The following is a 25,257-nucleotide window of genomic DNA, read 5'->3' as shown; positions in this document are numbered from 1 at the left end:
CGACTGAGTGACGCGGAAAGCCCCAGGATTCACGAGATCCTGGGGCTTTCTACGGTTCAGGGAGCCTGTTGCCGAGCGGCTCGTCCAGGTCCACTTTGGACACACCGCTGATGAGATACGCGTCTTCCACTTTGTCCACCGGCATCTCGGCCCGCAGGTAACCGATTCTGGGATCCCGCGACTCGACGGTCGCGCCCAGCTTCGTCAGTGCCTGCTCGACCTCCTCGTCGCGTCCCGGCTGCACGGAGATCATCAGTGGCACGGTGAGGTGGCCGTCGCGCTTCGCCTGCTCGATCCGGTTCTTGTCCGGTTTCGCTGAAGACACGACAGGGACCTCCGCGTACGGCACGGTTGGGGCCCCGTTCGTACCACAGCTTCCGAGAGCCAGCGCGCAAAACGCGACGGCGAGCGGTCTTCTCATGTGGCTAGGACGGAACGGGCTCCGCAGGCGGTTGCACGCCCGTTGGCAGATCACTCGACAATGGCCGCTACCAGGAGTTCCGGGTTCGTGATGTGTGCGACGTGACCTTGCCCGGCGAGCGTGACCAACCTGCCGCCGGTGTCCCGCACGACGTCCCGCGCGGCCGGTCCGAAGAGGTGGTCGGTCTGCTCGCCGACGATGACCGTGACCGGGACCTCCAGCTTCGGCGGCTCGTAGCGGTGGTCGTCGACCAGCATCAGCTCGCGCCACGTCGTGTCGAGCAGGTCCTGCGCCGCGAGCCAGCGTTCAGGATCGGTCTCGCGGAAGACCTGCTCACCCGCGATGCCGGTGACCATGATCTCCAGTGCGCGGTCCCGATCGCCCCTGCTCAGCGCCTGCCCGAAGCGCTTCACCGCCGAGCTGTCGAGGTGGATCGCCGGTTCGTACAGCACGAGTGCCTCGAGGTCGTCGCGTTCCTGTGCGGTCAGCAACGCGATGAGCCCGCCGTAGCTGTGCCCGATCAGGGTGGGCCGCTCGTGCCGGTCGAGCACGGCGTGCAGGTCGTCGATCTCGGTGCGCAGGCTGTAGTCGTCCGGCAGCGGTACCCCGTTGCGTCCGCGCCGTTCCGGTACCTCCGCGGGTTCCAGCAGGGCTTTCACCAGGTCCCAGTCGGTTGCCACGCTCTGCGCGCCATGAATGATCACGTTCATGTTCGTGACCGTAAGGCTTGACATCAGTGTCAAGGTCAAGACGTGTTGATCGGTGAACTGGCCGCCTTGTGCGGTGTCTCCACGCGCTCCGTCCGTTACTACGAGCAGTGCGGGCTCATGGAGTCCACACGCTCGTCCAACGGCTACCGCACGTACTCCTCGGATGACGTCGAAACCGTTCGACGCATCAAGGCGCTGCTGAACGTCGGCCTGTCCGTGCAGACCATCGCTTTGCTGCTTCCGTGCGTCGTGGACGCGTCACCACGCCTGGACCCGTGTGATGACCTCGTGGCGACCTTGCACGCCGAGGTGGCCCGCCTGGACACCCAGGCCGCCGAGATAGCCCGTTGCCGCGGCCTGATCACCGGCATCCTGGACCGCTCTACGGCTTAGGCCCCGCAAACGCTTGCTCCCGCTGCGCCCCGTCCAGGCTCTCCCCGAACACCCGCGCGTCGGTGTGCTGGTCGCTCGCCGGCTGCTGCTTCGACGTGCTGGTCACCGCTCGCGTCCTGACCTGCGGCAACGACCCGCCGTGCTGCCTGCGCACCCAGTCCACCAGGTGTTCCCTGGTGAGGCAGCGCAGATCCCACAGCTTGCCGGCATCAGCCGCACTCACCAACGCCCGCAACCGCACGAAACCCTGGGTCGCGCTGGTCACCTGCAACACGGACACCCGCCCGTCCCACAGGTCGCTGCCCTCCAGCATGGACCGCATCTCCTGCCGCATCGCCTCGACCGGCACCGTCCAGTCCAGGTCCAGCTCGACGGTCCCGAGCAACGCCGACTGCGTGCGCGTCCAGTTCTCGAAGGGGTTCTTCAAGAAGTACGAGGTGGGCAGCACCAACCGGCGGTCGTCCCACAGGTGCAACACCACGTAGGTCAGCGTGATGTCCTCAACCCGTCCCCACTCACCTTCAACCACCACAACGTCGTCCAGCCGCACCGCGTCGCTGAACGCGATCTGCATCCCCGAAATCACGTTGCCCAGCAACGACTGCGCCGCCAACGCCGCCACCGCACCGATGACAGCCGCACTGGCCAGCACCGTCGACCCGATCGCCCGCGCACCGGGGAACGTCATCAGGATCGCGCCCACCGCCAGCACACCGATGACCACCAACGTCAACCGCCGCACCAACGTCACCTGCGTGTGCACCCGTCGCGCATGCCGGTTGTCCGTGACGTCCGTGCGGATCCGCGACAGCGAGATGTCCACAAGGGTGCTGATCAGGGCGGAGAGAAGCCACGCGCCGGCCAGGATCAGCGCGATCCCCAGCGCGTGCAACGTGATCGGAGCGTCCATCGGGTACACGCTCAGGCTTATCTGCGTGGCCAGCAGCGCGCCGAACACCTGGCCTGGTCGGTACATCTTGCCGCTGTGGGTGAAGCGGCGCACCAGCCGGTGGATCACCTCCACCACCAGCAACGCGAATACGATCGAACAGCCGAGCACTACGAACAGCACGTCGTTCCTCCTCCCGTATCGGGGCGGGGTACCCGGCGTCTGGGGAGGGGAACACCATGAATCAACTCACGAAAGGTGAGAGGCTCACGACGTGAGAGAGGTCGTGCCGTGCGAGTAGACGTGCGAAGAGTGCTGGAACCCTCACAAGGGGTTGTCTTCTTCAGCTCTGACTTCGGCTCCGCGGCCGGTCGATCTTCCCGAGGGAGGTCTGATCTCCTTTCGGGTACCGGAGATCGAGCTCTACCCGTACCAGACCTAGACGGGCAGCGCGGCCTTGAACAGCCACCGCGTGAGCAGCTCCCGGTGCCCGGCCAGCGCCAGGAAGTCCTCCGTGGTCACCACCCCGTGCCGGTTCCGCGCACACCACTCCCGCAGCAGCGCGAAGAACGAGTCGTCACCCATCTCGCGACGCAAGGCGTGCAACGTCAAAGCCCCGCGCTTGTAGACCCGGTCGTCGAACCAGTCAGCCCGCGGCGGCTGGCCGATCACCAGGTCCTGCGGCAACCGCCGCAACAGATCCCGGGCCCCGGCGGCGCAGGCGTCCGCGGACCGGCCACCGGAAGCCTCTGACCACAGCCACTCCGAGTAGCAGGCGAAGCCCTCGTTGAGCCAGATGTGCTCCCACGCGGCAATTCCGACGGAGTTGCCGAACCACTGGTGCGCCAACTCGTGTGCCACCAGTCGTTCGGAGCCGCGCCGCCCGTCGACGTGGTTGGCGCCGAACGTCGACAAGCCTTGTGCCTCAACGGGAACGTCCAGCGCGTCATCGGTGACCACGACCGAATAGGTGGCGAACGGGTAGGGCCCGAACAACGACGAGAACAGCGAGATCATCTGGTTCTGCCGGCCGAAGTCGTGGGCCACGAGCCTGCGCAGCCGGGGCGGGGACCACACACCGGGCAACGCTTCGACGTACTGCCCGATCTGGACGGTCGCCAGGTACGAGGCCATCGGCGCGGCCATCGAGTACGTCCAGCGGGTGGTGCTGCCGGACACCTTGCCGTCCACCAGAACTCCGTTGCCCACGACCATGTACGACGACGGCGCGGTCACGTCCAGCAGGTACGAGGCCTTCGAGGCAGGCACGTCCAGGCACGGGAACCACGACGGCGCGCCGAAGGGCTGGGAGGCCACGATGGAGCCGTCGGTGAGCTGGTCCCAGCCGAGGTCGCCCCACTCCGGTGTGGACACCGGCACGGGCATCCCCGAGTAGCGCACCTCGACGGAGAAGGCGCCGCGGACGGCGGCGCGGATGTTCAGGACGCCGCCCGCGTGCGCGTAGCGCGCCGGTTTGCCGTTCACCAGCACTTTGGAGACCCGCAACGAGCCGAAGGACAGGGAGAACGACGACAGGGAAACGCAGGAAGCCTGCAGAACCGCACGCCCCGAGAGGCGTGCGGAGTGCGGCTTGTAGTCAAGCTCTAGTGCGTAATGGTGTACGGAGAAGCTCATGTCCACGCGGAGATCGGGTTGCCCAGCCAACGGGTTCCCGACGGTACATCCTCTCCGCGCATGACCAGCGAGGCGGGTCCGATGGTGGTGTGCGCGCCGACGGACGCTCCCGGCAGGACGATGCCGTGCGGCCCCAAAGTGGCGCCGGAGCCCAGTGTCACCCGGTCCATCCGCAGGATCCGGTCGTGGAACAGGTGCGTCTGCACGACGCAGCCGCGGTTGACCGACGCACCGGCGCCCAGAGTCACCAGGTCGGCCTCGGGCAGCCAGTACGACTCGCACCACACGCCACGGCCCACGGACGCGCCCAGCGAACGCAGCCACAGGTTCATCAGCGGCGTGCCACCGGAGAAGCCGACCAGCCACGGCACCGCGAGCACCTCGACGAACGTGTCCGCCAGCTCGTTGCGCCACACGAACGCCGACCACAGCGGGTACTCACGCACCTTGAAGCGGCCCACGAGCACCCACTTGGCGATGACGGCGACCAGGCACGCGGCGACACCGGCGCCCAGCAGAACGACGCCGGACCACCAGAGTCCGAACTCCTTCAGCGCGAACAGGACGAGCACGACCAAAGCGACGTTCAGCATCACCGGGACGAACCGGCACAGCTCCACCAGCGCCCGCGCCCACATCAGGTGCTTGGGCGGGTTGTAGGTGCGCGACTGGTCGGACACCTCGGCCGCGCGCGGCAGCTTCATCGGTGGCATGCCCAGGTAGGACGAACCGGCCTTGGCCCGCTTCGGCGCCGCCGACAGCACGCCGACCAGTCCGCCCTTCGGCACGTTGCGGCCGGGTGCGGTCATGCCCGAGTTGCCCAGGAACGCGCGCTTGCCCACGCGGGCGGTCGCGATGCGCAGCCAGCCGCCGCCGAGTTCGTAGGTCGCGACCATCGTGTCGTCGGCCAGGAACGCGCCGTCGCCCACGCGGGTCATCTTCGGCAGCGCCACCACGGTGGACGCTTCCACGTGGCGGCCGACCTTCATGCCGAGCAGACGCAGCCACACCGGCGTGAACAGCGAGGCGTACAGCGGGAACAGGGCCGTGCGGGCGTTGTTCATCAACCGCTCGGTCGTCCACGCGGCCCACGCGACGCGGCTGTGCACGGGGTAGTAGCCCTCGCGCATGCCGATGCCCAGCAGGCGTACGGAAACCAGGACCAGCAACGCGTAGGTGCCGAACCAGATCGCCGAGGCGACCGGCACGTCCCACAACGCCGACGTGAGCGTTACCGGCCGGCGCAGCACGTAGAGCAGGGCCGGAGCCGCCGCCAGCAACGGCAGCGCGCCCAGCAGGCCGGAGGACACGCCGTACATCAGATTCCAGAAGTACGACCGCGTGGGACGACGCGACGGGAACGAGCGCGACGCCTTGCCCTCGCGGGTGGCGGGCACACCGGCCCAGCGCTGACCGGTCGGCACGGACCTGACGACGCCCGAACCCGGTGCCACCTCGGCCCGCTTGCCGATCCGCGCACCGGGGAACAGCGTGCTGCGCGCACCGATGGTCGCGCCCGCGCCGATCCGGATGCGGCCCAGCACCAGCCGGTCGCCGTCCAGCCACCAGCCGGACAGGTCGACCTCGGGCTCGACGGCCGCGCCACGGCCGACCTTCAGCATGCCGGTGACCGGCGGCAGCGAGTGCAGGTCGACACCGGAGCCGATCTTCGCGCCCAACGCCCGTGCGTAGTGCGTCACCCACGAACCGGAAAGCTCGGTAGCGCGTGACATCCGCGCCAGCATCTCGGCGGTCCACAGTCGCAAGTGGACAGAACCGCCACGCGGGTACTCGCCGGGCTTCACACCGCGCAGCAACAACCGCGCGCCACCCGCGGAGATCGCGAGACGCCCGGCGGGGCTGATGAACACCGCCCACCCGGCGACGACCCACCACCAGGAAACGGAAGTCCAGCCCAGCACGTTCGAAAGGGCGGTCAGCGCGACGACCCAGCGCGCACCGGAAATGGTGAGCAGCGGGATCATCAGCAGCGTCTGGATCACACCGGTCAGCCGCGGCGTCGGCGCGACCTCGCGCACCTCCGCCGTCTCGCCGTACGACTCGAGGCGCCGCGCCAGCTTGTACAGCGTCGGGTTCTGGTAGATGTCCGACACGGACGTGCTCGGGTACCGCGTGCGGATCATCGAGACCAGCTGTGCGGCGCCCAGCGAGCTACCGCCGGACGAGAAGAAGTTCGCGCCCTCGGAAGCAGGCCCGGAGCCGAGCACCGCGGCCCACTGCTCCGCGAGCCAGCCTTCCAGCCCGGAGAACACCACGCCCGCGGTGTCCATCGACTCCAGCGGCCACGGCAGCGCGGCGCGGTCGACCTTGCCGGACGTGCGCGTCGGCAGCGTGTCGACGACCGCGATCAACGGCACCAGCGCCGCGGGCAGTTCGGCACGCAACTGCTCGACGGCCGCGTCCTGGTCGAACTCGCCGTCGACGACCACGTAGCCGACGAGGATCTGGTTGCCGCCCCGTGTGGTGCGCACGGCAGCGGCGGCACCCGCGATACCGGGCAACGCCGCCAGCGCCGCGTCCACCTCGCCCAGCTCGATGCGCCGGCCGCCGAGCTTGATCTGCTCGTCCGCGCGGCCGAGGAACACCAGGCCCTCCGGCTCGGCGCGGACCATGTCACCGCTGCGGTATGCGCGGTCCCAGCCCATGGACGGCAGCGGCGCGTACTTCTCGGCGTCCTTCGCCTCGTCCAGGTAGCGGGCCAGGCCGACACCGCCGATCACCAGCTCGCCGGACTCGCCCATCGGCACGACCTCGCCCTGAGCGTCGACGACGACGAGTTCCCAGCCGTCCAACGGCAAACCGATGCGCACGGGACCGGTACCGGTCATTTGCGCGGCACAGGCGACAACCGTCGCTTCCGTTGGCCCGTAGGTGTTCCACACCTCGCGGCCCTCGACCGCGAGACGCTCGGCCAGCTCCGGCGGGCAGGCCTCGCCGCCGAAGATGAGCAGCCGCACGTCGTCCAGCGCCTCGACCGGCCACAGCGCGGCCAGCGTCGGAACCGTGGACACGACGGTGATCTCCTGCTCGACCAGCCACGGTCCGAGGTCCATGCCGGTGCGCACCAGCGAACGCGGCGCGGGCACCAGGCAGGCGCCGTAGCGCCACGCGAGCCACATCTCCTCGCAGGAGGCGTCGAACGCGACCGAAAGCCCGGCCAGCACTCGATCTTCCGGCCCGATCGGCTCGTCCTGCAGGAAGAGCCGCGCCTCGGCGTCCACGAACGCAGCGGCGTTGCGGTGCGTCACGGCGACGCCCTTGGGCTTGCCGGTCGAACCGGAGGTGAAGATGATCCACGCGTCGTTGTCCAGCGACGGCTCGCCGGGAACGCCGAGCGCCGGGCCTTGCAGCACAATGGATCGGCCTTCGCCGAGCACGGCGGACACGCCCGCTTCGCCGAACACGAGCTCCGCCCGCTCGTCCGGGTCCTCGAAGTCGACGGGCACGTAGGCCGCGCCCGCCGCGAGGGTCGCCAGGATCGAGACGTAGAGGTCGGCGGTCCCGGACGGCACGCGAATGCCGACCCGGTCGCCGACCCCGATCCCGTCGCCGGCCAGCTTTTCCTTGAGTTCCAGTACTTCTGAGATCAGTGCGCGGTACGTCAGCGCGGTGGTGCCGTCGTCGACGGCCAGCGCGTTCGGGTGCTTTTCGGCACTCGCGCGCAAGATGTCCAGGAGTGTGCGCGGTGCCGGCGCATCCCCTGCCGTGAACATCGATCGAAGAACAACGGGTTCAGCCGCAATGGTCACGACAGCGTCACTTCTCACCCTCTCGGCAACTGGCAGACCTGCGACTTTACCTCCAATTAACGGACTACCGCCCTTCGGGGTAGGCGCTCTCACAGGTGACTTGAGTCACCGCAACACTTTCGAGTGACTTCTGGCCCGTGTAACGCGCGAGGTTGAACTCTCGCCAGTCCTGCTCGACGCTGCGTTCTTTCAACCACCGCAAGGCACACGAGCGTTCGTGCGCGGGCAGCCGGACCAACGCCGGCACCGCGTCCTCCGACAACTGCGACAGGTAGTAGGTGTCGATCTTCTGCGTCGCCTCGAACCGCGACACGTTGTAGTCGGCGACCACCCGTTCGGGGTTCATCACCATGACGGTCAGCAGGAACGCCGTCCCGGTCCCGACGATCGCCTTGGGCAACCAGTTGGCACGCAACGTGATGCCGCCCGCGATCACCAGCACGTAGACAACAGCCAGCCAGACTTCGCACGACGCAACGAGAAGCCGCAGCACGGTCCACCCGTATGCCTGCTGGTAGAACCACATGCGGCTCAACGCACTGGCCACGATCACCAGCGTGAGCACCGCCAGCGAACCGAGCAGAACCCGCAGCCACAACTGTTCCCGCGCCGTCTTCTTCACGGCGAACCGCGCGACACCGGCAATTACCCCGAGCGTGAGAATGGTGACCCACAGCAGCTGCCAGAAGCCGGACCTCGCGTACTCCGCAAACGTGACGCCGGCCGTCTTCATCACATAAGCCTCACCACCGAACAAGACCGCGAGCTGCGTCCCCACGAACCCGGTGAACAGCACCACAAGCACACCAACGGGCAACCCGTAGTCCTTGAGCCGCAACGAACCCGGCTTGGCCTCCGCGTCCTCGTTGATCTGTGGCGGCGCCGCCACCAGGTAACACGCCCCCAGCGCCCCGGCCGCTGCAACAACCCCGTAGAACGTCATCTGCACGTAGACGCCGACGTCGAGGTCGGGCACCAGGCTTTCCAGGAAGTCGTTGAAGCCCTTGTCCGCCCCGGCCAGCAACGACCCGAAGACCAGCAACAACACCAGCGCCACGCCGACCGAGACGAACGGCCTGACGCCGATCGGCCCCCGCTTGCTGAACCCCTTCGCGACCCACGGAATCGACCGCAACCCGCCCAGCCCCACACCCACGGCGCCGAACACGAGCCCCCGCACCGTCTTCCCGCCCGCCATCGCGATCGAGCCGCACAGCATCGACGCCAGCAGGCTCAACGGGAAGATCCACTCAGCCGCCCGCAGGAAGCCCATCGCCAGGAACGCGAGCGCACCCGCCAGCCAGAGCGCACGTTCGACGGACGGCTTGCCCGCGTAGAACAACACCGCCCCGACGCCGCACAGCCCGGCCAGGAACCAGCCGATGCCGTTGCCGGGCACGGCGAGGAACGCGCCGGCCAGACCCGCGATGAGCCCGATGACCATCACCTGGGCGGGGGCGCCGGTCGTGGGCGGCCGCCACCAGGGCATGAACGGAACGCCCGGCGCGGACATGACCACCGCCGCGTTCGGGTAGCGGGGCGGGCCCTGCCACGGTGAGGGCGGGGGGAGGGTGGCGGTGGCGACCTGCGCGGGCTTGGGCTCCTCGGCGGGCTTCTCGGCCGCCTGCGCAGGCTTGGACTCTTCCGCCGCCTCCGCAGGGCTCTCGCTCGCCGGCCGATCTTGTCGGACCTCCTGAGTAGGTTGAGTTGTAGGGGTTCCCAGCTCGGGGGTACCCCTGCGAGAGCCTGCCTCGGCGCCTTCCGCGCCCTCCGCAGCCTCTACATCCTCAACCTCCTCGGCCCCCGGCGAATCCCCAGCCCCAGCCGGCTCCCGACCCCCGGCAACAGGCCGGTACCCCACCTTCCGGAAGTGCCGATACCGCCGCGCGGCGGCATCCCCCGATGACGACTCCGAGGAGTCAGGCGATTGCGTCGAGTCAGTCATGTCTCTCTCCCAAGCCCGAAAACGGGCGCGCTTCACCGTCACACCAACCGACAGCGGGTGCGAACAAAGAACAAAGTCAGCGAGGCAAAGTCACCCGGATGCACGACCCGGGGTCCACCACGGCGATCGTCCCGCCGTGCAGGTCCACCACCCACCGGGCGATGGCCAGACCGAGCCCGGTCCCGCCACCCCCGGCCCTCTCCCCGCGGGTGAACCTCTCGAAGATCCGGGACCGGTCGGCCAGGGCGATCCCCGGCCCCTCGTCCCGGACCTCCAGCACCACCGAAGCACCGGCCGACGAACCCGACACGGACACCAACCCCCCGGTGGGTCCGTGCCGGGCGGCGTTGTCCACCAGGTTCACCAACACCTGGTGCAGCCGTTCCCCATCAGCCAGAACCTCCAGATCCCCCGGCACGTCGATCGAGAACGACGCCGCAGGGGCAGCCACAGCGGCCTCTGCCACCACATCGGCCACCAGCGAGGAGACCGACAGCACTTCCCGGTTCAGCGACAGCACCCCGGCGTCGATCTTCGACAGGTCCAGCAGCTCGGTGACCAGCCGTCCCAGCCGTTCGGTCTGCGCGAGAGCGGTCTTCATGGTCGCCGCGTCAGCCACGGCAACGCCGTCGACCACGTTCTCCAGCACTGCCTGCAACGCCGAGATCGGTGTCCGCAGCTCGTGCGACACGTTCGCGATCAACTCCCGCCGCTGCTGATCGGCGGCGGCGAGGTCGGCGGCCATCACCGTGAACGCTTCCGCCAACTGCCCGACCTCGTCCGACGAGGTCGCCCGCACGGACCGCGAGTAGTCCCCGGAAGCCATCGACCGAGCCGCGGAAGTCATCTCCCGCAACGGAGAAGTCATGCCGTGCGCCAGCAACTGCGAGGTCAGCAACCCCAGAACCAAGGCGATCAACGTCGTCCGCGGTGGCAACCACCCCGTCACGTAACGGAAGTAGGCGAACGACACGCACCCCGACACCACGATGACGATGCCGAGCTTGAGCTTGATCGACCGCACCGAGTCCAACGGCCGCGGCAACATGTCCAGCCAGCCCAGAACCGTCTTCACGGAGACACCTTCTTCTGGGGAATCTCCAGCGCGTACCCGACGCCGTGCACGGTCCGGATCAGGTCGGCTCCGAGCTTGCGCCGCAACGCCTTCACGTGGCTGTCGACGGTCCGCGACGAAGCTCCCTCGTGCCACCCGCACGCCTCCGCCAGCAACCGCTCCCGCGCCTGCACGGCGGACGGCCGCTCGGCGAGGAACACCAGCAGGTCGTACTCGGTCGGCGTCAGGTGCGCCTCGACACCGGCCCGGCGCACCCGGCGCCCGGCCAGGTCGATCACGAGATCCCCGAGCTCCATGGACGTGGAGGACACCGCCCGGGAGACCCTCCGCAGCAGCACGTGCACCCGCGCCGCCAGTTCCCGCATCGAGAACGGCTTGGTCAGGTAGTCGTCGGCTCCCACGGCGAGCCCGACCAGCAGGTCGGTCTCGTCCCCCCGCGCGGTCAGCATCAGCACCGGCACCGACCGCGACGCCTGGATCCGCCGGCACACCTCGAGCCCGTCGAACCCCGGCAGCATCACGTCCAGAACGACCAGGTCAGGCACGAACGAGGCCGCCATCGCGACTCCCGAGGGCCCGTCATGAGCCACCGACACCACGAACCCCTCGGCCCGCAGCCGGGCGGCCACGGACTCGGCGATCGTGATGTCGTCCTCCACGACGAGCACCCGGCGCTGACCTGTCATGACGGCGACTTTATGGGCATGTCGTGGAGGACGCCGGGACAAGTTGTGAAGATCGTGTGCAGAAGCCGGACAGTTACCCGCCGGTTACCGGAAGCGGGAACCTCAGCACTGTTAACAACGCGAACCATCTCCTTAGGCTCCGAACATGGCCGGGCTCACCTCGCTCTTCGATCCCGACTCCGCGACCTGGTTCGGAACGGCGTACGCCCGCGGTGACGTGCAGGGCGCCCACGCGTACGCCTACAACGGACTGGAGGGCGTTGTCGCGGCGGTTGACCAGGCAGTGCGCGAGGGATGCCCCGTCGTCGGCTGCTGGCGCCCCACCTCCCGCACCGACATCGAGGACACCGGCCAGGCGTTCGCCGCCATGACCCGCGCGTCCGGCTGGATTCCCCAGATCGCGATCGTCTTGGAGCGCCTCCAAGGCACCGACGCCTACGGCCCGGCCCTCAGCGACGTCGTCATCTCGAACGACCCGGAGATCGCCGACGTCCTCGTCACCGCCGAGCCCGATGCCGTGCGCACCGCCCGTCAGGTCGTCGACCTGCTGGGCCGGCAGGGCACCTTCAACCCCGTCCCGAACGGGGGCCCGTCGCTGTTCGACGCCGGACCACTGCACCTCGGCGCCAGCCACGCTCTCCGCACCAGCCTCGGCAGGCTCGGTGGCCGCACGGTAGGCGTCGCCGAGCAGTCCGGCCCGCTCGACGCCACGGCCGTGGAGAAGGGCGCACGGTTCGTCCGCATGTGCGACGCGTTCGGCATCCCGCTGATCGCCGTCGCCGGCGCGCAGGACACCGGCGGCGAGGTCCGCGACGGCGCCAAGCTGCTGCACGCGTTCGCGGAGAGCGTCGTCCCGAGGATCACCCTGGTCACGGGCACCGCGAACGTCACCATGAACGCCCGCTCGCTCGGCGCCACCAGGGTCTTCGCCTGGCCGGGCGCGCGGCACGACGGCGTCGACGCGGTCGTCGAACCGCACGACACCCGCCGTGTCCTCGTCGACGCCTTCGCACAGGCACCGGTCCGCAGAGGACACCACCGCAACATCCCGTTGTAGGTTCACAGCATGAACGTCCTCGAAGCGGTCCTGGAAAGGATCACCTACGCCAACGAGGACAACGGCTACACCGTCGCGAAGGTCGACACGGGCCGCGGCGACCTGGTCACGGTCGTCGGCGCGTTGCTCGGCGCGCAGCCGGGCGAGTCGATCCGCATGCGCGGCACCTGGGGCTCGCATCCGCAGTACGGCAAGCAGTTCCACGTCGACGACTACACGACGATCCTGCCCGCGACGATCCAGGGCATCCGCCGCTACCTCGGTTCCGGCCTGATCAAGGGCATCGGCCCGGTGCTCGCGGACAAGATCGTCACGCACTTCGGTGTCGACGCGCTGGACGTCATCGAGCACGCTCCCGAGCGCCTCATCGAGGTCCCGAAGCTCGGCCCCAAGCGCACCAAGCTCATCGCGGACGCCTGGGAGGAGCAGAAGGCCATCAAGGAGGTCATGGTCTTCCTGCAGGGCGTCGGCGTGTCCACGTCGCTGGCCGTCCGGGTCTACAAGCAGTACGCGGACAAGGCCATCGAGGTGGTGAAGGAAGAGCCCTACCGGCTGGCAAGCGACGTCTGGGGCATCGGCTTCAAGACCGCCGACGTGATCGCCAAAGCCGTCGGCATCCCGCACGACAGCCCGCAACGGGTCAAGGCCGGCCTGCAGTACACGCTTTCCGAGGCCACCACCGACGGCAACTGCTACCTGCCGGAACAGGCGCTCATCGCGGAGGCCATCAAGATCCTCCAGGTCGACACCGGCCTGGTCATCGACTGCCTGGCCGAGCTCGTCGACGAGGAGGGCGTGGTCCGCGAGGAACTCCCGGACGACGAGATCGCCATCTACCTGATCCCGTTCCACCGCGCGGAGATCTCGATGGCCGCGCAGCTCAAACGCCTGCTGCACAGCGACACGGACCGCATGCCCGCCTTCTCCGGCGTCGACTGGGACAAGGCGTTCGCCTGGCTCGGCACCGACCTCGAGGAACACCAGTCGGCAGCGGTCAAGCTCGCGTTGACGCAGAAGGTCGCGGTGCTCACCGGCGGACCGGGCTGCGGCAAGAGCTTCACCGTCCGCTCGATCGTCCGTCTGGCCCAGGCCAAGCGCGCCAAGATCGTGCTGGCCGCGCCCACCGGCAGGGCGGCCAAGCGCCTCACCGAACTGACCGGCCACGAGGCCCGCACGGTCCACCGGCTGCTGGAACTCAAGCCCGGCGGCGACGCGGCGTACGACCGCGATCACCCGCTCGACGCCGACCTGGTCGTCGTGGACGAGGCCTCGATGCTGGACCTGTTGCTGGCCAACAAACTCGTGAAGGCGGTCCCGCCCGGCGCCCACCTGTTGCTCGTGGGCGACGTCGACCAGCTGCCGTCCGTCGGCGCGGGCGAGGTGCTCAGAGACGTTCTGGCGCAAGGAAGCCCGATCCCGAACGTCCGCCTCACGCACATCTTCCGCCAGGCCCAGGAATCCGGCGTCGTCACGAACGCCCACCGCATCAACAGCGGCGACTACCCGTTGGTGCAAGGACTTCCGGACTTCTTCCTGTTCAGCACCGACGAAGCCGAGGAAGCGGCGACGACGACCGTGGACGTCGTCGCGAACCGCATCCCGCGCAAGTTCGGGCTCGATCCGCGCAAGGACATCCAGGTCCTCGCACCGATGCACCGCGGCCCGGCCGGCGCGGGTTCGCTGAACACCGTGCTCCAGGAAGCCCTCACGCCGTCACGCGACAACCTGCCCGAGAAACGCTTCGGCGGCAGGGTGTTCAAGGTCGGCGACAAGGTCACCCAGATCCGCAACAACTACGACAAGGGCAAGAACGGCGTCTTCAACGGCACCCTGGGCGTCGTCATCGCGCTGGACCCGGTCGAGCAGAAGCTGACCATCCGCACCGACGAGGACGAGGAAGTCGACTACGAGTTCTCGGAACTGGACGAGCTCAGCCACGCCTACGCCATGACCATCCACCGGTCACAGGGCAGCGAGTACCCGTGCGTGGTCATCCCGATCACGACCAGCGCGTGGATGATGTTGCAACGCAACCTGCTCTACACCGCGGTCACGCGCGCGAAGAAGCTCGTGGTGCTGGTGGGCTCGAAACGCGCGATCGGCCAGGCTGTCCGAACCGTCGGGGCGGGCCGCCGCCACACGGCATTGGCCCACCGTCTGAGAACCGACTAGATCGACGTCAGGTAGTCCGTGATCAGCCGCGCCCACGGCATCGCGGACTCCAGCGCGATCGCGTGCCCGCACGCGATGTCGGTGTACTTCGATCCGGGGACGAGGTCCGAGACCTGCTTGCCCAGGTCGTGCGACAGCAGCTGGTCACCGGACGCGCCGATCACCAGCGTCGGTTGCGACACCCGCGGCAGCACGTCGGTCAGGTCGATCTTCAGGATCAGGTCGACGTGCGAGGGGGACCCGGTCGGCACGCTCGCGCCGATCAGCTCGGCGAAGCCCTCCGCCTGCGCGGGCGTCAGCTTGGCCAGGTACTCCTTGCTGCACATCACCGAGAGGATGAACCGCGACAGCACCTCGCGGGACCCGTCCAGCAGCGACTTCCAGTGGTCGATCTTCGCCTTGGTCGCGTCGTCGATCTTCGTGAACGGCGTGCTCAGCACCAGCCCGCGCACCCGCTCGGGGTGCCGCACGGCGATGGTGACGGCGACCGCGCAGCCCATCGAGTAGCCGGAGACGAAGAACGACTCGTGCCCGGCCTTCACCGCGATGCCCACGAGGTCGTCGGCGAGCTTGTCCAGATCGAGCGCGCCCGCCGCCTTCGGTGAGCCGCCGGAGCCCGGCAGGTCCGGCGCGATGACGGTGAAGTACTGGGTGAGGGTGCCCACGATCGGGCCGTAGTTGGCCTGGATGCTGCCGCCGGCCCCGTGCACGAGCAGCAGGGCCGGGCCGGTGCCCTTGACGACGGTGGACAGGCCGGTCATGGGAAACCCCCGAGTTTCGTCAGTCCATGCTGCGGACGATGGTCGGCTCCAGCCCCTCGTCGTCGTCCGCGAGAGAACCGCGCCAGGGGAAGTGGGAGATCTCAGTGACGCCGTCGTTGTAGAGATGATCCATGGTTCGAGCTCCCGTTGTCTTCCCGAGACCCACAATAGCCGGTGCGATTCTGGGAGAAAGCCTATTGATTTCCGTCACAACGCGCCAAGTGGTCGCTTTCTCGATCCCAAGCACCGGACGGTAATCATCCGGTCGGTCGAACGGACTGGCGGGACCGGGCCGGACGGTCGATGATCGTTGATCATGCGCACCGCCGTCGCCCTGTTTGCCTGTCTGGCTCTTCTGCTGAGCCCCTCACCAGCGCCGGCGGAGGGCCCACCGACGACATATGTGCTGCGTGTGCCCGCACCAATGGGTGATTCCGCGCAACGGTTGCTCGGGCTCGGCTACGACGTGCTGGAGCAGCGCGACCGCGACGACCTGTTCGTGATGGGCGATGCGCACACCGCCGACAAGCTGCGCTCTGACGGTTTCGGGTCCTCTGTCGAGACGGCGATGCCGCCGTCTCAACGGGAACCGCGCTCTCTCGCCGATACGATCTACTACGGCGGCTATCGGACCATTACCGCCCATCTCGCCCATCTCGACGAAGTCGCCCAAGCCCATCCCGAACTCGCGACCGTGGTCGACTACGGCGACTCCTGGCGCAAGGCGCAGGGCGGTGGCGGATATGACCTGAAAGCCATCTGCATCACGCAGAAAGGCCCGGGCGACTGCGCATTGACGCCCACCGCGCCGAAACCGCGGTTGTTCGTGATGGGGCAACTCCACGCCCGTGAAATCACGACCGGCGACATGGCGTGGCGATTCATCGACGACCTGGTCGGGTCGGACCTCAAGGCGATGCTCGGCTCGGTGGAGGTCTGGGTCGTCCCGATCGCGAACCCCGACGGCGTCGAGATCGTCGAGTCCGGCGGCGACTCGCCGGTCCTGCACCGCAAGAACGCCAACGGCACCTGCAGCTCCGGCCCGCGCGGCGTCGACCTCAACCGCAACGCCGGCTCGCACTGGGGCGAGGTCGGCACGTCCACCAACAAGTGCAGCGACATCTACCGCGGCCCGCGCGCCGACTCCGAGGTCGAGACCCAGGCCCTGGAGTCGTTGTGGCGCAAGCTCTACCGCGACACCCGCGCACCCGGCGACACCGCGGCGGCCACCACGGACACCACCGGCGCCGTGATCTCCATGCACAGCTACGGAAACTACGTGCTCTTCCCGTGGGGCTGGAGCACGCAGAAGACCGGCAACGACGCGGCGCTGCGCAAGATGGCGAACGACATGGCCGCACTGTCGGGTTTTCGCGCCGGACAGCCCGGCGAGCTGCTCTACAACGCTTCCGGCGCAACGGACGACTGGGTGTACGACGACCTGGGCGTGCCCAGCTTCGTGTGGGAGATCGGCGCCTCGTCGGGTACCTGCGGTGGTTTTGTCCCGCCGTACTCGTGCCAGCAGGACGTGCATTGGCCGAAAGTGCGTTCCATGCTCGTTTCGGCCATGAAGGCGGCGTCCAAGCCCTATTGACGGCATCTTGGACGTCATGGGGACACGCTTACTGGCAACTGTTGCCGCATTCAGCCTGCTGTTCACCGGCACCGCGGTCGCCGACGACCAGCAGATCGACCGCGAGATCGTCCAGCAGGCACTCGACCAGATCACCGGCACCGCGGCCCAGGGCGCGCAGGTTCGCGTCACGGAAGGCCGCGACAGCTTCACCGCCCGGTCCGGCACCGCGGAACTGGGCGGTACCCGCCCGGTTCCGTTGAACGGCAGGTTCCGCGCGGGCAGCATCACCAAGTCCTTCACCGCGACGGTCGTCCTCCAACTCGCCGGCGAGGGCAGGGTCGAGCTGGACGCGCCGGTCGTCCGCTACCTGCCCGGCCTGGTCGACGCGCGGATCACCGTCCGGCAGCTGTTGCAGCACACCAGCGGCCTCTACAACTACACGGATGCCATCGGGTTCACCCCGCAGGAGTTCGAACCGATCAGGTTCAAGCAGTGGTCGCCGTCCGAGCTGATCGCGATCTCGACGGGCAAGCCGCTCCAGTTCGAGCCCGGTACCAGGTGGGAGTACAACAACACCGGTTTCGTGATCCTCGGCCAGCTGATCGAGAAGATCACCAGGCAGTCCTACGAGCGCACGGTCCAGCAGCGCATCCTGAAGCCGTTGCACCTCAACGACACCACGCCGCCCGGCGACAACCCGAACATCCACGGGCCGCACGCCCACTCGTACGGCATCGTGAACGGTCAGCCGGCCGACACCACCCGCTGGAACCCGTCGGTCTTCTGGGCCGTGGGCGACATCCTCACGACCACCAAGGACCTCGACACCTTCTACGCGGCGCTGCTCAGCGGCAAGCTCCTCAAGCCCGCGCAGCAGGCCGAACTGATGAAGACCACGCCGGTCAGCCCGGAGTACGGCCTCGGCCTGTTCATCCAGAAGGCTCCGTGCGGCACCACGATCATCGGCCACACCGGCAGCGTCCCCGGCTTCGGCAGCTACGCGTTCTTCACCCCGGACCTCGAGCGCCGTGCCGAGCTGTCCGCCTCCGCGGGCATCGGCACGGGTGATCCAACGCCTGGCTACTACGGGCTGCTCGACGAGATCTTCTGCTGATCGGAGCAAGGGCTACCCCTAGGGCCTTCGTACGACTCAAGGTGGATGCGGACACACGGCATGCCTCGACAAGGTGTGAGGCATGGGGATTCGATTAGTAGCCACAGTCACCGCAGCCAGCCTGCTGGCCCTGACCACCGCAGGCGTCGCGACGGCGGACACGTCGAGCGTCGACCGCTTGGTCATCCAGCAGGCGTTGGACCAGATCACGCAAAGCGGGGGAGCGCTCGGCGTGCAGGCGAGGGTCACCGACGGGCGGCAGCGTTTCACCGCCCGTTCAGGCAAGGCCGACCTGAACAGCAACCAGCCGGTGCCGCTCGACGGCAGATTCCGCGTCGGCAGCATCACCAAGACGTTCGTGTCGACCGTGATGCTGCAACTCGCGGGCGAGGGCAAGGTCGACCTGGATGCCCCGGTCGTCCGCTACCTGCCCGGCCTGATCGACGGCCGCATCACCGTCCGCCAGGTCCTGCAGCACACCAGCGGCCTTTACAACTACACCGACGCACTGCCGCTGAGCCCCGACGAGTTCGAGAAGATCCGCTACAAGCACTGGTCACCGCAGGAGCTTCTCGCGTTGTCCACGAGCAAGCCGCTGGACTTCGACCCCGGCACGAAGTGGAGCTACTCCAACACCAACTACGTCGTCGCGGGCCTGCTCGTCGAGAAGCTGACCGGCAGGCCGTACGAGAAGGCCGTCGAGCAGCGGATCCTGAAGCCGTTGCGCCTCAACGACACCGAGGTGCCCGGCGACAACGTCAACATCAAGGGCCCGCACGCGCGCGCCTACTGGACCGTGGGCGGCAAGCCGTCCGAGATCACCCGCCTGAACCCGTCGGTCGCATGGGCCGCCGGTGAGATGATCTCCACGACCCGCGACCTGGACACGTTCGCCAACGCGCTGGCCGACGGCAAGCTGCTCAAGCCCGCGCAGCAGCAGGAGATCAGCAAGACCACCGCGGTCAGCCCGCAGTACGGTCTCGGCCTGCAGGTCGAGACCCTGCCCTGCGGCACCAAGGTCTGGGGCCACGGCGGCGGCATCCCCGGCTACTCCTCGCAGGTGCTGACCACGCCGGACAGCAAGAAGCGCTTCGAGCTCAACGCCACCAGCGCGCCGGTCGAGGGCAACCCCGGTGACGCCTTCAACAAGCTCCTCACCGAGGTCTTCTGCTGAACACAAAAGGGGAGCTGGGTTGACCCAGCTCCCCTCCCGGCGTTGTGAAGAACTAGCCGAGCGCGTTCTTCATCGCTGTGATCAGTTCACCGTTCGCGGTGTCACCGGTGAGCTCCCAGAAGAACGCACCGCCGAGGCCCTGGCCACGTGCCCAGGAGATCTTGCTGGCGATGGTCTGCGGGGTGTCGTAGCTCCACCACTGGCCGTTGCAGAACGCGTAGGCCGTGCCGGCGACGGTGCCCGTTGCGGGGCACTTGGTCTTCAGAACCTTGTAGTCCTCGATGCCCGCCTCGTGCGTGCCCGGAGCCGGACCAGTAGCCGTGCCACCAGGTGTCGCCTGCGTCACGCCCGTCCAGCCGCGGCCGTAGAAGCCGATGCCGAGCAGCAGCTTGGACGCCGGAACGCCCTTCGAGCGCAGCTTGGAGATCGCGGCCTCGGAGTTGAAGCCCGCGGTCGGGATGCCCGAGTACGAGGTGAGCGGAGAGTGCGGGGCCGTCGGACCCTGCGCCGCCCAGGCACCGAAGTAGTCGTACGTCATGACGTTGTACCAGTCGAGGTACTGCGCCGCGGGACCGTAGTCGGCCGCGTCGATCTTGCCACCGGCCGAACCGTCGGCGGTGATCGCCGAGGTGACGAGGTAGTTCGAACCGAAGCGGGCACGCAGCGCCTGCATCAGGTTCTTGTACGCCGCCGGACCGCTGGTGTCACACGACAGACCACACGCGTTCGGGTACTCCCAGTCGATGTCGATGCCGTCGAACAGGTTCGCCCAGCGCGGGTCCTCGAGCAGCTTGTAGCAGGACTCGGCGAACGCGGCCGGGTTCGCCGCGGCCTGGCCGAAGCCACCGGACCAGGTCCAGCCACCGAACGAGTAGAGAATCTTGAGTTCCGGGTACTTCTTCTTCAGCTTGAGCAACTGGTTGAAGTTGCCGCGCACCGGCTGGTCCCACGTGTCGGCGACGCCGTCCACGCTCTCCGCCGCCGTCATCGCCTTCTCGAGGGCGGGGTAGGACTCACCGATGGTGCACTGCCCGTTCGACACGTTGCCGAACGCGTAGTTGATGTGCGTGAGCTTGCTGGCGGAACCCGAGGTGTCGATGTTCTTCACCTGGTAGTTGCGCGCCGGGTAGACACCCCACTCCGCGAAGTAGCCCAGGTTGATCTTGCCGGGAGGCGGCGGCGGGCCAGTCGTGGTCGTGGTGGTGGTCGTAGTAGTCGTAGTGGTTGACGTCGTGGTGGTGGTCGTCGGGTTCGTCCCGCCGGCATCACACGAGCCACCGTTGATCTTGCAGTTCGTCGGCGCGCCGAACGTACCGGTGTACGCGCCGTTGAAGCCGAAGCTCACCGACCCGCCGACACCGATGTTGCCGTTCCACGTGTTCTTGACCGTGACGGTCTGACCGCTCGTCGTGTACGAGCCCTCCCACAGCGAGGTCACGCGGTGGTTGGCCGGCAGGGTGAACTCGACAGTCCACGACGTCAGGGCCGCCGAGCTGTCGTTCTTGATCGTGTACTTGCCCTCGAAGCCCGTTCCCCAGTCCGAACCCTTGGAGAACGTGGCGGAAACGCCGCCGGCGCCGCTAGCAGCGGGCACCACGACGATTCCGAGGACCAACGCGGCGACGGCCGCGAAGAGAGCAGCTAGATGCCATCGGAACTTGGACATCGGTCTCCTCAGTCGCAGGGGGTACCGGAACGATGTGGTTTAGACCACTTCCCGGTCAAGGTCTAGACCTCTGCCGTCACTCGAATGGAGCAGTCCGAAAACGGTTCCAGGACGCTCGCTGTCTGTTCTCCGTCTATTTGGTCAACCATTCGCGGTCCGGGACGACTGCGCAAAGAGGACTCTCGGTCGAACCTCGTTCCAGGCCAAAGCGGTTCTCCACACGTTCGGGTCAAACCGACCGGTCCGCCGAGCAACGCCACCCGGCGCGCGGTGACGATTGCGGTGTGAACTTCACCGTCCCTGAACAGGCACGACGCGACCACACTCCCACCATGGACTCGGTCCAGGCAGCACTCACCGACCTGCGCGCAGGCCGCCCGGTGATCGTCGTCGACGACGAGGACCGGGAGAACGAGGGTGACCTGATCATGGCCGCCGAACACGCCACCCAGCACGCGCTGGCGTTCTACGTGCGGCACACGAGCGGCCTGATCTGCGCACCGCTGGCCCCGGAGGTGGCCGATCGGATGCGCCTGCCGTTGATGGTCCAGGACAACGAAGATCCCGAAGGCACCGCCTACACGGTCTCGATCGACGCCGCCGAGGGCATCGAGTCCGGCATCTCCGCCGCCGACCGCGCCCGCACTCTCCGCGTCCTCGCCGACCCCGCGAGCACCCCGCTCAGCGTGCGCCGGCCTGGGCACGTGTTCCCGTTGCGCGCCAGGGCGGGTGGCCTTGCCGAACGGCGCGGGCACACCGAGGCCGCGGTCGAACTGATGAGGTTGTGCGGGCTCGAGCCGGTCGCGGTGATCAGCGAGGTGTGCAACGACGACGGCAGCGTCGCACGGCTCCCACAGCTCAGGGTGTTCGCCGACCAGCACTGGCTGAAGCTGGTGTCCATCGAGCAGATCGCGGCGTTCGTCCCGGAGAGGGCGGTCGCGCTGTGACGCTTCTTGCCACGGTTTTCGACCTCGACGACACCCTCGTCGACAGCGCCGCGACGTGGAACCAGGTGATCCGCACCGTTGCGGCGAGGCACGACCACGTCTGGACCCGTGCGGACTGGGCGGCGATCCAGGGCACGTCGACCTGGGGCACGTACCTCGCCGAACGCTGCCGTGGCCTCACGCCGGAGCGCGCGGTGTCCGAATGCGTCGACGGGATGGTCGACGCGATCGCGCGCGGTGCGTTCGGGATGCTGCCGGGTGCCGCGGAACTCGTTGCCCTCGCGGCCGAACTCGGGCCCGTCGGGCTGGTGTCGGCCTCGCCGCGGCGCTACGTGCGGGCGGCCGCGTCGGCGTCCGGGCTGATGCGGCACGTGCAGGTGATCGTGACCGGCGACGACGTCACCAACGGCAAGCCCGCGCCCGATCCGTACCTGCTCGCCGCGCGCAAGCTGGGCCTGGATCCCGCGCACTGCCTCGCGGTCGAGGACTCCGGTTCGGGCATCCGCTCGGCGCACGCGGCCGGGATGACCGTGCTCGCGATTCCCAACGCCACCACCGCCCGTGATGCCGAAGTGCTGAAGCTGGCGGCGCATCAGGCGTCCGATGCGCGCGTAGCCGCCAAAGAAATCTGTCAACTGTGGGTAAACGTTTACGCGCTCAGCCGATAGCGCGTTCCGCACCCCAGGCCGCGATGTCCTCCCGGCTCTGCAGCCCCAGCTTGTCCCGCAGCCGCTGCAGCCGGGAGGCCACGGTCCGCACGGACACGTTGAGCCGGTTCGCGATCTGCTGGTTCGTGAGACCCGTGGCGAGCAGCGCGATCACCCGTCGTTCGTGATCGTCCAACGAGTCGTGCGCAGCCTCCGTGCGATCCAGCCACACCTCGTCCTGGATGAACGCCTCGGTCTCTGCAGGTGTCAACGGCGTAGAGGCAGCCTCCGCGCGCGCGACACACAGCATCAGTCGTGCAGTGCGCATTGCGCCGCTCACCTTCTCCGCCCAAAACGGATCCGGCACGACCCCGACGGAACGCCTCAACGCACGTCCGGTCGCTTCTAGTCGTAGCGCGCGCTCAGCCTGACCACGCATCAACGCCGCAACGGCCAAGCCTTCCAAGGCATCAGGCGCGCTCAACGGGTTGATCCCGTCCATCCGCAACGCCTCCTGGAAGGCGTGCGTCGCCTCGTCGAGGTCGCCCTGCACCAACGCCACGACGCCGCGTGTGTTCAGAGCAGAGGCGATGCGCGCGGGAACGCCCGACGCGCGCGAGATCGGCAACGCCTTCATGACGGCCTTCTCGGCGCGTTCGTGCTTGCCCAGCGATAACGCCGTGCGTGCCAAGTCCACCAAGCACGTCGCACGCGCGAGGGGTTCGCCCAACAACTCGGCTACCCGCAGGCACTCGGTGTTGTTCTCGTCCGACGCTTCCCACTCGCCGGAAGACTGCTGCACCGCCGCCAACGTGCTGCGGCAACTCATCACCAGGGCGGGCTGCCCGAGCTCACGCACCAACCGCGAGGCCTCGCCGGACAGTTCGAGCGCCTCGTCGTGATCTCCTTGCTCGGCGGCGAACCTGGCGGCGTGGTTCAGCGCGACGCACCGGTAATCGTCCCGAGTGGACGGTCGCCGCAACGCGTCCCGCAGCATCACCCGCGCCTGTCCGAGCCGGCCGCGCCGGGCAGCGCAGTCAGCGAGGGCGGAAGTCAGCAGCAGCAACCGTTCGTCGCCGCGGTCCGCCGCCCACTCGACCGTGCCGAGCAGGCTGTCCACGTGGTTGTCGAGCTTGTCCTGAACCTCCGCGGGCACCGACAAGGGCGCGGTGATCAGCACGTCCGACAGGTCCGTGAACCAGCGGGCCAACGCCTCGTAGGCGATGTCCAGCTCACCGGCCGCCAGCAGCTTCTCCCGTGCGTGCAACCGAACCGATTCCAGCTGCCGAAACCTTGTCGTGCAGGGGATCGCCGTCAGCAACGACTTGGCCTGCAGCCGCGACAGCACGTCCAGCACCGGTTCCGCGGACCGTTCCGACGAGCAGACCTCGGTGGCAGCGGCCAGATCGAAGCCGCCGTCGAACACGGAAAGGCGCCGCAACGCGAACTGCTCGTCCGGCGCGAGCAGCTGGTAGCTCCAGTCGATGGCTTCGCGCAGGGAACGCTGGCGTGCGGGCGACTTCCGGCAGCCCAGCGTGAGCAGCTCGAGCGGTTCGTCCATCCGGTCGCAGATGTCGATGACCGGCAACAACTGCACCCAGCGCGCCGCCAGCTCGATCGCGAGCGGCATGCCCTCCAGCCGTGCGCACAACAACGCGACCGCAGCCGTGTTCTCCGTGGTGAGCCGGAAATCGGGCTTGCGTTCGCGCGCCCGGTCCACGAACAGCTTCACGGCCTCAGAGCGTGGCGCAGCAGTAGTGACGAGGTCTCGGTCCGTTGACGGCACCGGCAGACCTTCTACGTGGAAGCTGACCTCGCCCGTGATCCACAGTGCTTCTCGTGACGTCGCGAGCACCCGCACGCTGGGACAGCGGTTCAGCAGCATGTCCGCGAGTTCGGCGCACGTGTCGAGAAGGTGTTCGCAGTTGTCGAGGACCACGACCACTTTCATGTTCACGAGCGTTTCTACGACTGTGTCCCGTAACGGTTCGTCGGACTGCGCGACGACACCAAGCGCGTGTGCAACGGCCGGCAAGACGTCCTGAGGGCTGGTGACCTCGCCGAGTTCGACGAGGAGAACCCGGTCCGTTCGCCCGCGCCGCAACCGTCCCGCGGCCTCCAGCGCGAGCCGGGTCTTACCCGCACCCGCACTGCCCAGGAGCGTAACGAGACGGTGCCTGCGCATCAGCTGGTCGAGCTTCGAAAGCTCTTGCTGGCGCCCGATGAACGTGTCGCGCGCCGCGGGCAGGTTCGCGAGCACGCGCGAGTTCTGCCTGGTCGCCGGCGTTGGTGCCGGAACGGTGGCACGGCGGCGATAGGCCCGTTGGCGGCATGCGTTGGAGCAGTAGGACCTGCGCTGCTCGGAGGTGGCGGGAGGCAGCGTGCCGTCGCACAGGGCGCAACGTCCGGTGCTGGTCATGAGTCCCTCTCCTCCAGCCGTAACGGCAGGGCGTCCCTGTCTCGGTCCGGCATGTGCGCAGGTCGTGCGTGCTGACCTGCCGTGTGCAACCCGTTACACGTCTTTGCGTGCGAGACGGTTCGCACTGCGCTCGTTATGCCTGCCTTCCCCAGATCCTCGTTCGGGAACAAACTGGTGGCTGGTCCGGTCTGACAGGGAGT

Annotated in this window: 19 protein-coding genes; 8 read left to right on the top strand and 11 right to left on the bottom strand. The window is 68.0% G+C overall.

The genetic code is table 11. The features are described from left to right. Positions 1-49 precede the first annotated feature (49 nt). Both SK803_RS13210 and SK803_RS13205 read right to left on the bottom strand, forming a co-directional pair. Positions 50-325, bottom strand: coding sequence for a hypothetical protein (locus SK803_RS13210; RefSeq protein ID WP_319966245.1), 276 nt, complete (start codon positions 323-325; stop codon positions 50-52). Positions 326-471: 146 nt separating this feature from the next. Next, positions 472-1,131 carry an alpha/beta fold hydrolase gene (locus SK803_RS13205; protein ID WP_319966244.1) on the bottom strand — a complete coding sequence of 220 codons (660 nt, stop codon included), beginning with the start codon at positions 1,129-1,131 and terminating at the stop codon, positions 472-474. Positions 1,132-1,173: 42 nt separating this feature from the next. Here SK803_RS13205 and SK803_RS13200 point away from each other — a divergent pair, with 42 nt between their 5' ends. Continuing rightward, on the top strand, positions 1,174-1,524 hold the full coding sequence (locus tag SK803_RS13200; protein WP_319966243.1) for a MerR family transcriptional regulator: 351 nt from the start codon (positions 1,174-1,176) through the stop codon (positions 1,522-1,524). On the opposite strand, the gene SK803_RS13195 is transcribed toward SK803_RS13200, so the two are convergent. From SK803_RS13195 to SK803_RS13170, 6 genes are all read right to left on the bottom strand, one after another. Then, positions 1,514-2,596: a mechanosensitive ion channel family protein gene (locus tag SK803_RS13195; protein WP_319966242.1), complete on the bottom strand. Its 1,083-nt coding sequence runs from the start codon at positions 2,594-2,596 to the stop codon at positions 1,514-1,516. The genes SK803_RS13200 and SK803_RS13195 overlap by 11 nt on opposite strands. 255 nt (positions 2,597-2,851) lie before the next feature. Next, positions 2,852-4,048: a M1 family metallopeptidase gene (locus tag SK803_RS13190; RefSeq protein ID WP_319966241.1), complete on the bottom strand. Its 1,197-nt coding sequence runs from the start codon at positions 4,046-4,048 to the stop codon at positions 2,852-2,854. Next, on the bottom strand, positions 4,045-7,782 hold the full coding sequence (locus SK803_RS13185; protein ID WP_319966240.1) for a Pls/PosA family non-ribosomal peptide synthetase: 3,738 nt from the start codon (positions 7,780-7,782) through the stop codon (positions 4,045-4,047). The genes SK803_RS13190 and SK803_RS13185 overlap by 4 nt, the downstream gene beginning before the upstream one ends. Positions 7,783-7,882: 100 nt before the next feature. Then, entirely contained in the window at positions 7,883-9,262 is a 1,380-nt protein-coding gene (locus SK803_RS13180; RefSeq protein ID WP_319966239.1) for a DUF4153 domain-containing protein, read from the bottom strand. Between the two features lie 577 nt (positions 9,263-9,839). After that, on the bottom strand, positions 9,840-10,811 hold the full coding sequence (locus SK803_RS13175) for a HAMP domain-containing sensor histidine kinase (RefSeq protein ID WP_319966311.1): 972 nt from the start codon (positions 10,809-10,811) through the stop codon (positions 9,840-9,842). A 23-nt stretch (positions 10,812-10,834) separates the two neighbouring features. Then, complete coding sequence (locus SK803_RS13170) at positions 10,835-11,524, bottom strand: response regulator transcription factor (RefSeq protein WP_319966238.1); 690 nt, start codon at positions 11,522-11,524, stop codon at positions 10,835-10,837. 145 nt (positions 11,525-11,669) lie between these two features. Between SK803_RS13170 and SK803_RS13165 the strand changes: the two genes are divergently transcribed. Beyond that, positions 11,670-12,581, top strand: coding sequence for a carboxyl transferase domain-containing protein (locus SK803_RS13165; RefSeq protein WP_319966237.1), 912 nt, complete (start codon positions 11,670-11,672; stop codon positions 12,579-12,581). Positions 12,582-12,590: 9 nt separating this feature from the next. After that, a complete protein-coding gene (gene recD2 / locus SK803_RS13160) occupies positions 12,591-14,753 on the top strand; it encodes an SF1B family DNA helicase RecD2 (RefSeq protein WP_319966236.1) in 2,163 nt (720 codons plus the stop codon). Here recD2 and SK803_RS13155 read toward each other — a convergent pair. Further along, the gene (locus SK803_RS13155; RefSeq protein WP_319966235.1) at positions 14,750-15,514 is read right to left on the bottom strand and encodes an alpha/beta fold hydrolase; all 765 of its coding nucleotides are present in this window, start codon (positions 15,512-15,514) and stop codon (positions 14,750-14,752) included. The genes recD2 and SK803_RS13155 overlap by 4 nt on opposite strands. Positions 15,515-15,938: 424 nt before the next feature. Between SK803_RS13155 and SK803_RS13150 the strand changes: the two genes are divergently transcribed. From SK803_RS13150 to SK803_RS13140, 3 genes are all read left to right on the top strand, one after another. Then, a complete protein-coding gene (locus tag SK803_RS13150) occupies positions 15,939-17,108 on the top strand; it encodes a M14 family zinc carboxypeptidase (RefSeq protein ID WP_319966234.1) in 1,170 nt (389 codons plus the stop codon). A 16-nt stretch (positions 17,109-17,124) separates the two neighbouring features. Beyond that, entirely contained in the window at positions 17,125-18,204 is a 1,080-nt protein-coding gene (locus SK803_RS13145; RefSeq protein ID WP_319966233.1) for a serine hydrolase domain-containing protein, read from the top strand. An 82-nt stretch (positions 18,205-18,286) separates the two neighbouring features. Continuing rightward, positions 18,287-19,378: a serine hydrolase domain-containing protein gene (locus tag SK803_RS13140; RefSeq protein ID WP_319966232.1), complete on the top strand. Its 1,092-nt coding sequence runs from the start codon at positions 18,287-18,289 to the stop codon at positions 19,376-19,378. Between the two features lie 52 nt (positions 19,379-19,430). On the opposite strand, the gene SK803_RS13135 is transcribed toward SK803_RS13140, so the two are convergent. Next, positions 19,431-21,044: a glycosyl hydrolase family 18 protein gene (locus SK803_RS13135; RefSeq protein ID WP_319966231.1), complete on the bottom strand. Its 1,614-nt coding sequence runs from the start codon at positions 21,042-21,044 to the stop codon at positions 19,431-19,433. Between the two features lie 332 nt (positions 21,045-21,376). Between SK803_RS13135 and ribB the strand changes: the two genes are divergently transcribed. Together ribB and SK803_RS13125 are read left to right on the top strand one after the other, a co-directional pair. After that, positions 21,377-21,991, top strand: a complete 615-nt coding sequence (gene ribB, locus SK803_RS13130) for a 3,4-dihydroxy-2-butanone-4-phosphate synthase (protein ID WP_319966230.1) — start codon at positions 21,377-21,379, stop codon at positions 21,989-21,991. Beyond that, positions 21,988-22,659: an HAD family hydrolase gene (locus SK803_RS13125; protein ID WP_319966229.1), complete on the top strand. Its 672-nt coding sequence runs from the start codon at positions 21,988-21,990 to the stop codon at positions 22,657-22,659. The genes ribB and SK803_RS13125 overlap by 4 nt, the downstream gene beginning before the upstream one ends. Here the strand turns inward: SK803_RS13125 and SK803_RS13120 are convergent. After that, positions 22,649-25,057 (bottom strand): ATP-binding protein, encoded by a 2,409-nt coding sequence (locus tag SK803_RS13120; RefSeq protein WP_319966228.1) that lies wholly within the window; start codon positions 25,055-25,057, stop codon positions 22,649-22,651. The two genes, SK803_RS13125 and SK803_RS13120, sit on opposite strands and share 11 nt — an antisense overlap. Between the last annotated feature and the right edge of the window lie 200 nt (positions 25,058-25,257).

Source organism: Lentzea miocenica, from assembly GCF_033949945.1.
GTDB lineage: Bacteria > Actinomycetota > Actinomycetes > Mycobacteriales > Pseudonocardiaceae > Lentzea > Lentzea miocenica.
Note: the sequence above shows the minus strand (reverse complement) of the source record. Positions and strands in the feature narration are given on the sequence as shown.

Coding starts and splice junctions, on each gene's coding strand:
- SK803_RS13205 (WP_319966244.1), bottom strand. CDS start 1,131: ATGAACGTGATCATTCATGGCGCGCAGAGCGTGGCAACCGACTGGGAC.
- SK803_RS13190 (WP_319966241.1), bottom strand. CDS start 4,048: ATGAGCTTCTCCGTACACCATTACGCACTAGAGCTTGACTACAAGCCG.
- SK803_RS13185 (WP_319966240.1), bottom strand. CDS start 7,782: ATGTTCACGGCAGGGGATGCGCCGGCACCGCGCACACTCCTGGACATC.
- SK803_RS13180 (WP_319966239.1), bottom strand. CDS start 9,262: ATGGTCATCGGGCTCATCGCGGGTCTGGCCGGCGCGTTCCTCGCCGTG.
- SK803_RS13175 (WP_319966311.1), bottom strand. CDS start 10,811: ATGTTGCCGCGGCCGTTGGACTCGGTGCGGTCGATCAAGCTCAAGCTC.
- SK803_RS13170 (WP_319966238.1), bottom strand. CDS start 11,524: ATGACAGGTCAGCGCCGGGTGCTCGTCGTGGAGGACGACATCACGATC.
- SK803_RS13165 (WP_319966237.1), top strand. CDS start 11,670: ATGGCCGGGCTCACCTCGCTCTTCGATCCCGACTCCGCGACCTGGTTC.
- recD2 (WP_319966236.1), top strand. CDS start 12,591: ATGAACGTCCTCGAAGCGGTCCTGGAAAGGATCACCTACGCCAACGAG.
- SK803_RS13155 (WP_319966235.1), bottom strand. CDS start 15,514: ATGACCGGCCTGTCCACCGTCGTCAAGGGCACCGGCCCGGCCCTGCTG.
- SK803_RS13150 (WP_319966234.1), top strand. CDS start 15,939: ATGGGTGATTCCGCGCAACGGTTGCTCGGGCTCGGCTACGACGTGCTG.
- SK803_RS13145 (WP_319966233.1), top strand. CDS start 17,125: ATGGGGACACGCTTACTGGCAACTGTTGCCGCATTCAGCCTGCTGTTC.
- SK803_RS13140 (WP_319966232.1), top strand. CDS start 18,287: ATGGGGATTCGATTAGTAGCCACAGTCACCGCAGCCAGCCTGCTGGCC.
- SK803_RS13135 (WP_319966231.1), bottom strand. CDS start 21,044: ATGTCCAAGTTCCGATGGCATCTAGCTGCTCTCTTCGCGGCCGTCGCC.
- ribB (WP_319966230.1), top strand. CDS start 21,377: ATGGACTCGGTCCAGGCAGCACTCACCGACCTGCGCGCAGGCCGCCCG.
- SK803_RS13120 (WP_319966228.1), bottom strand. CDS start 25,057: ATGACCAGCACCGGACGTTGCGCCCTGTGCGACGGCACGCTGCCTCCC.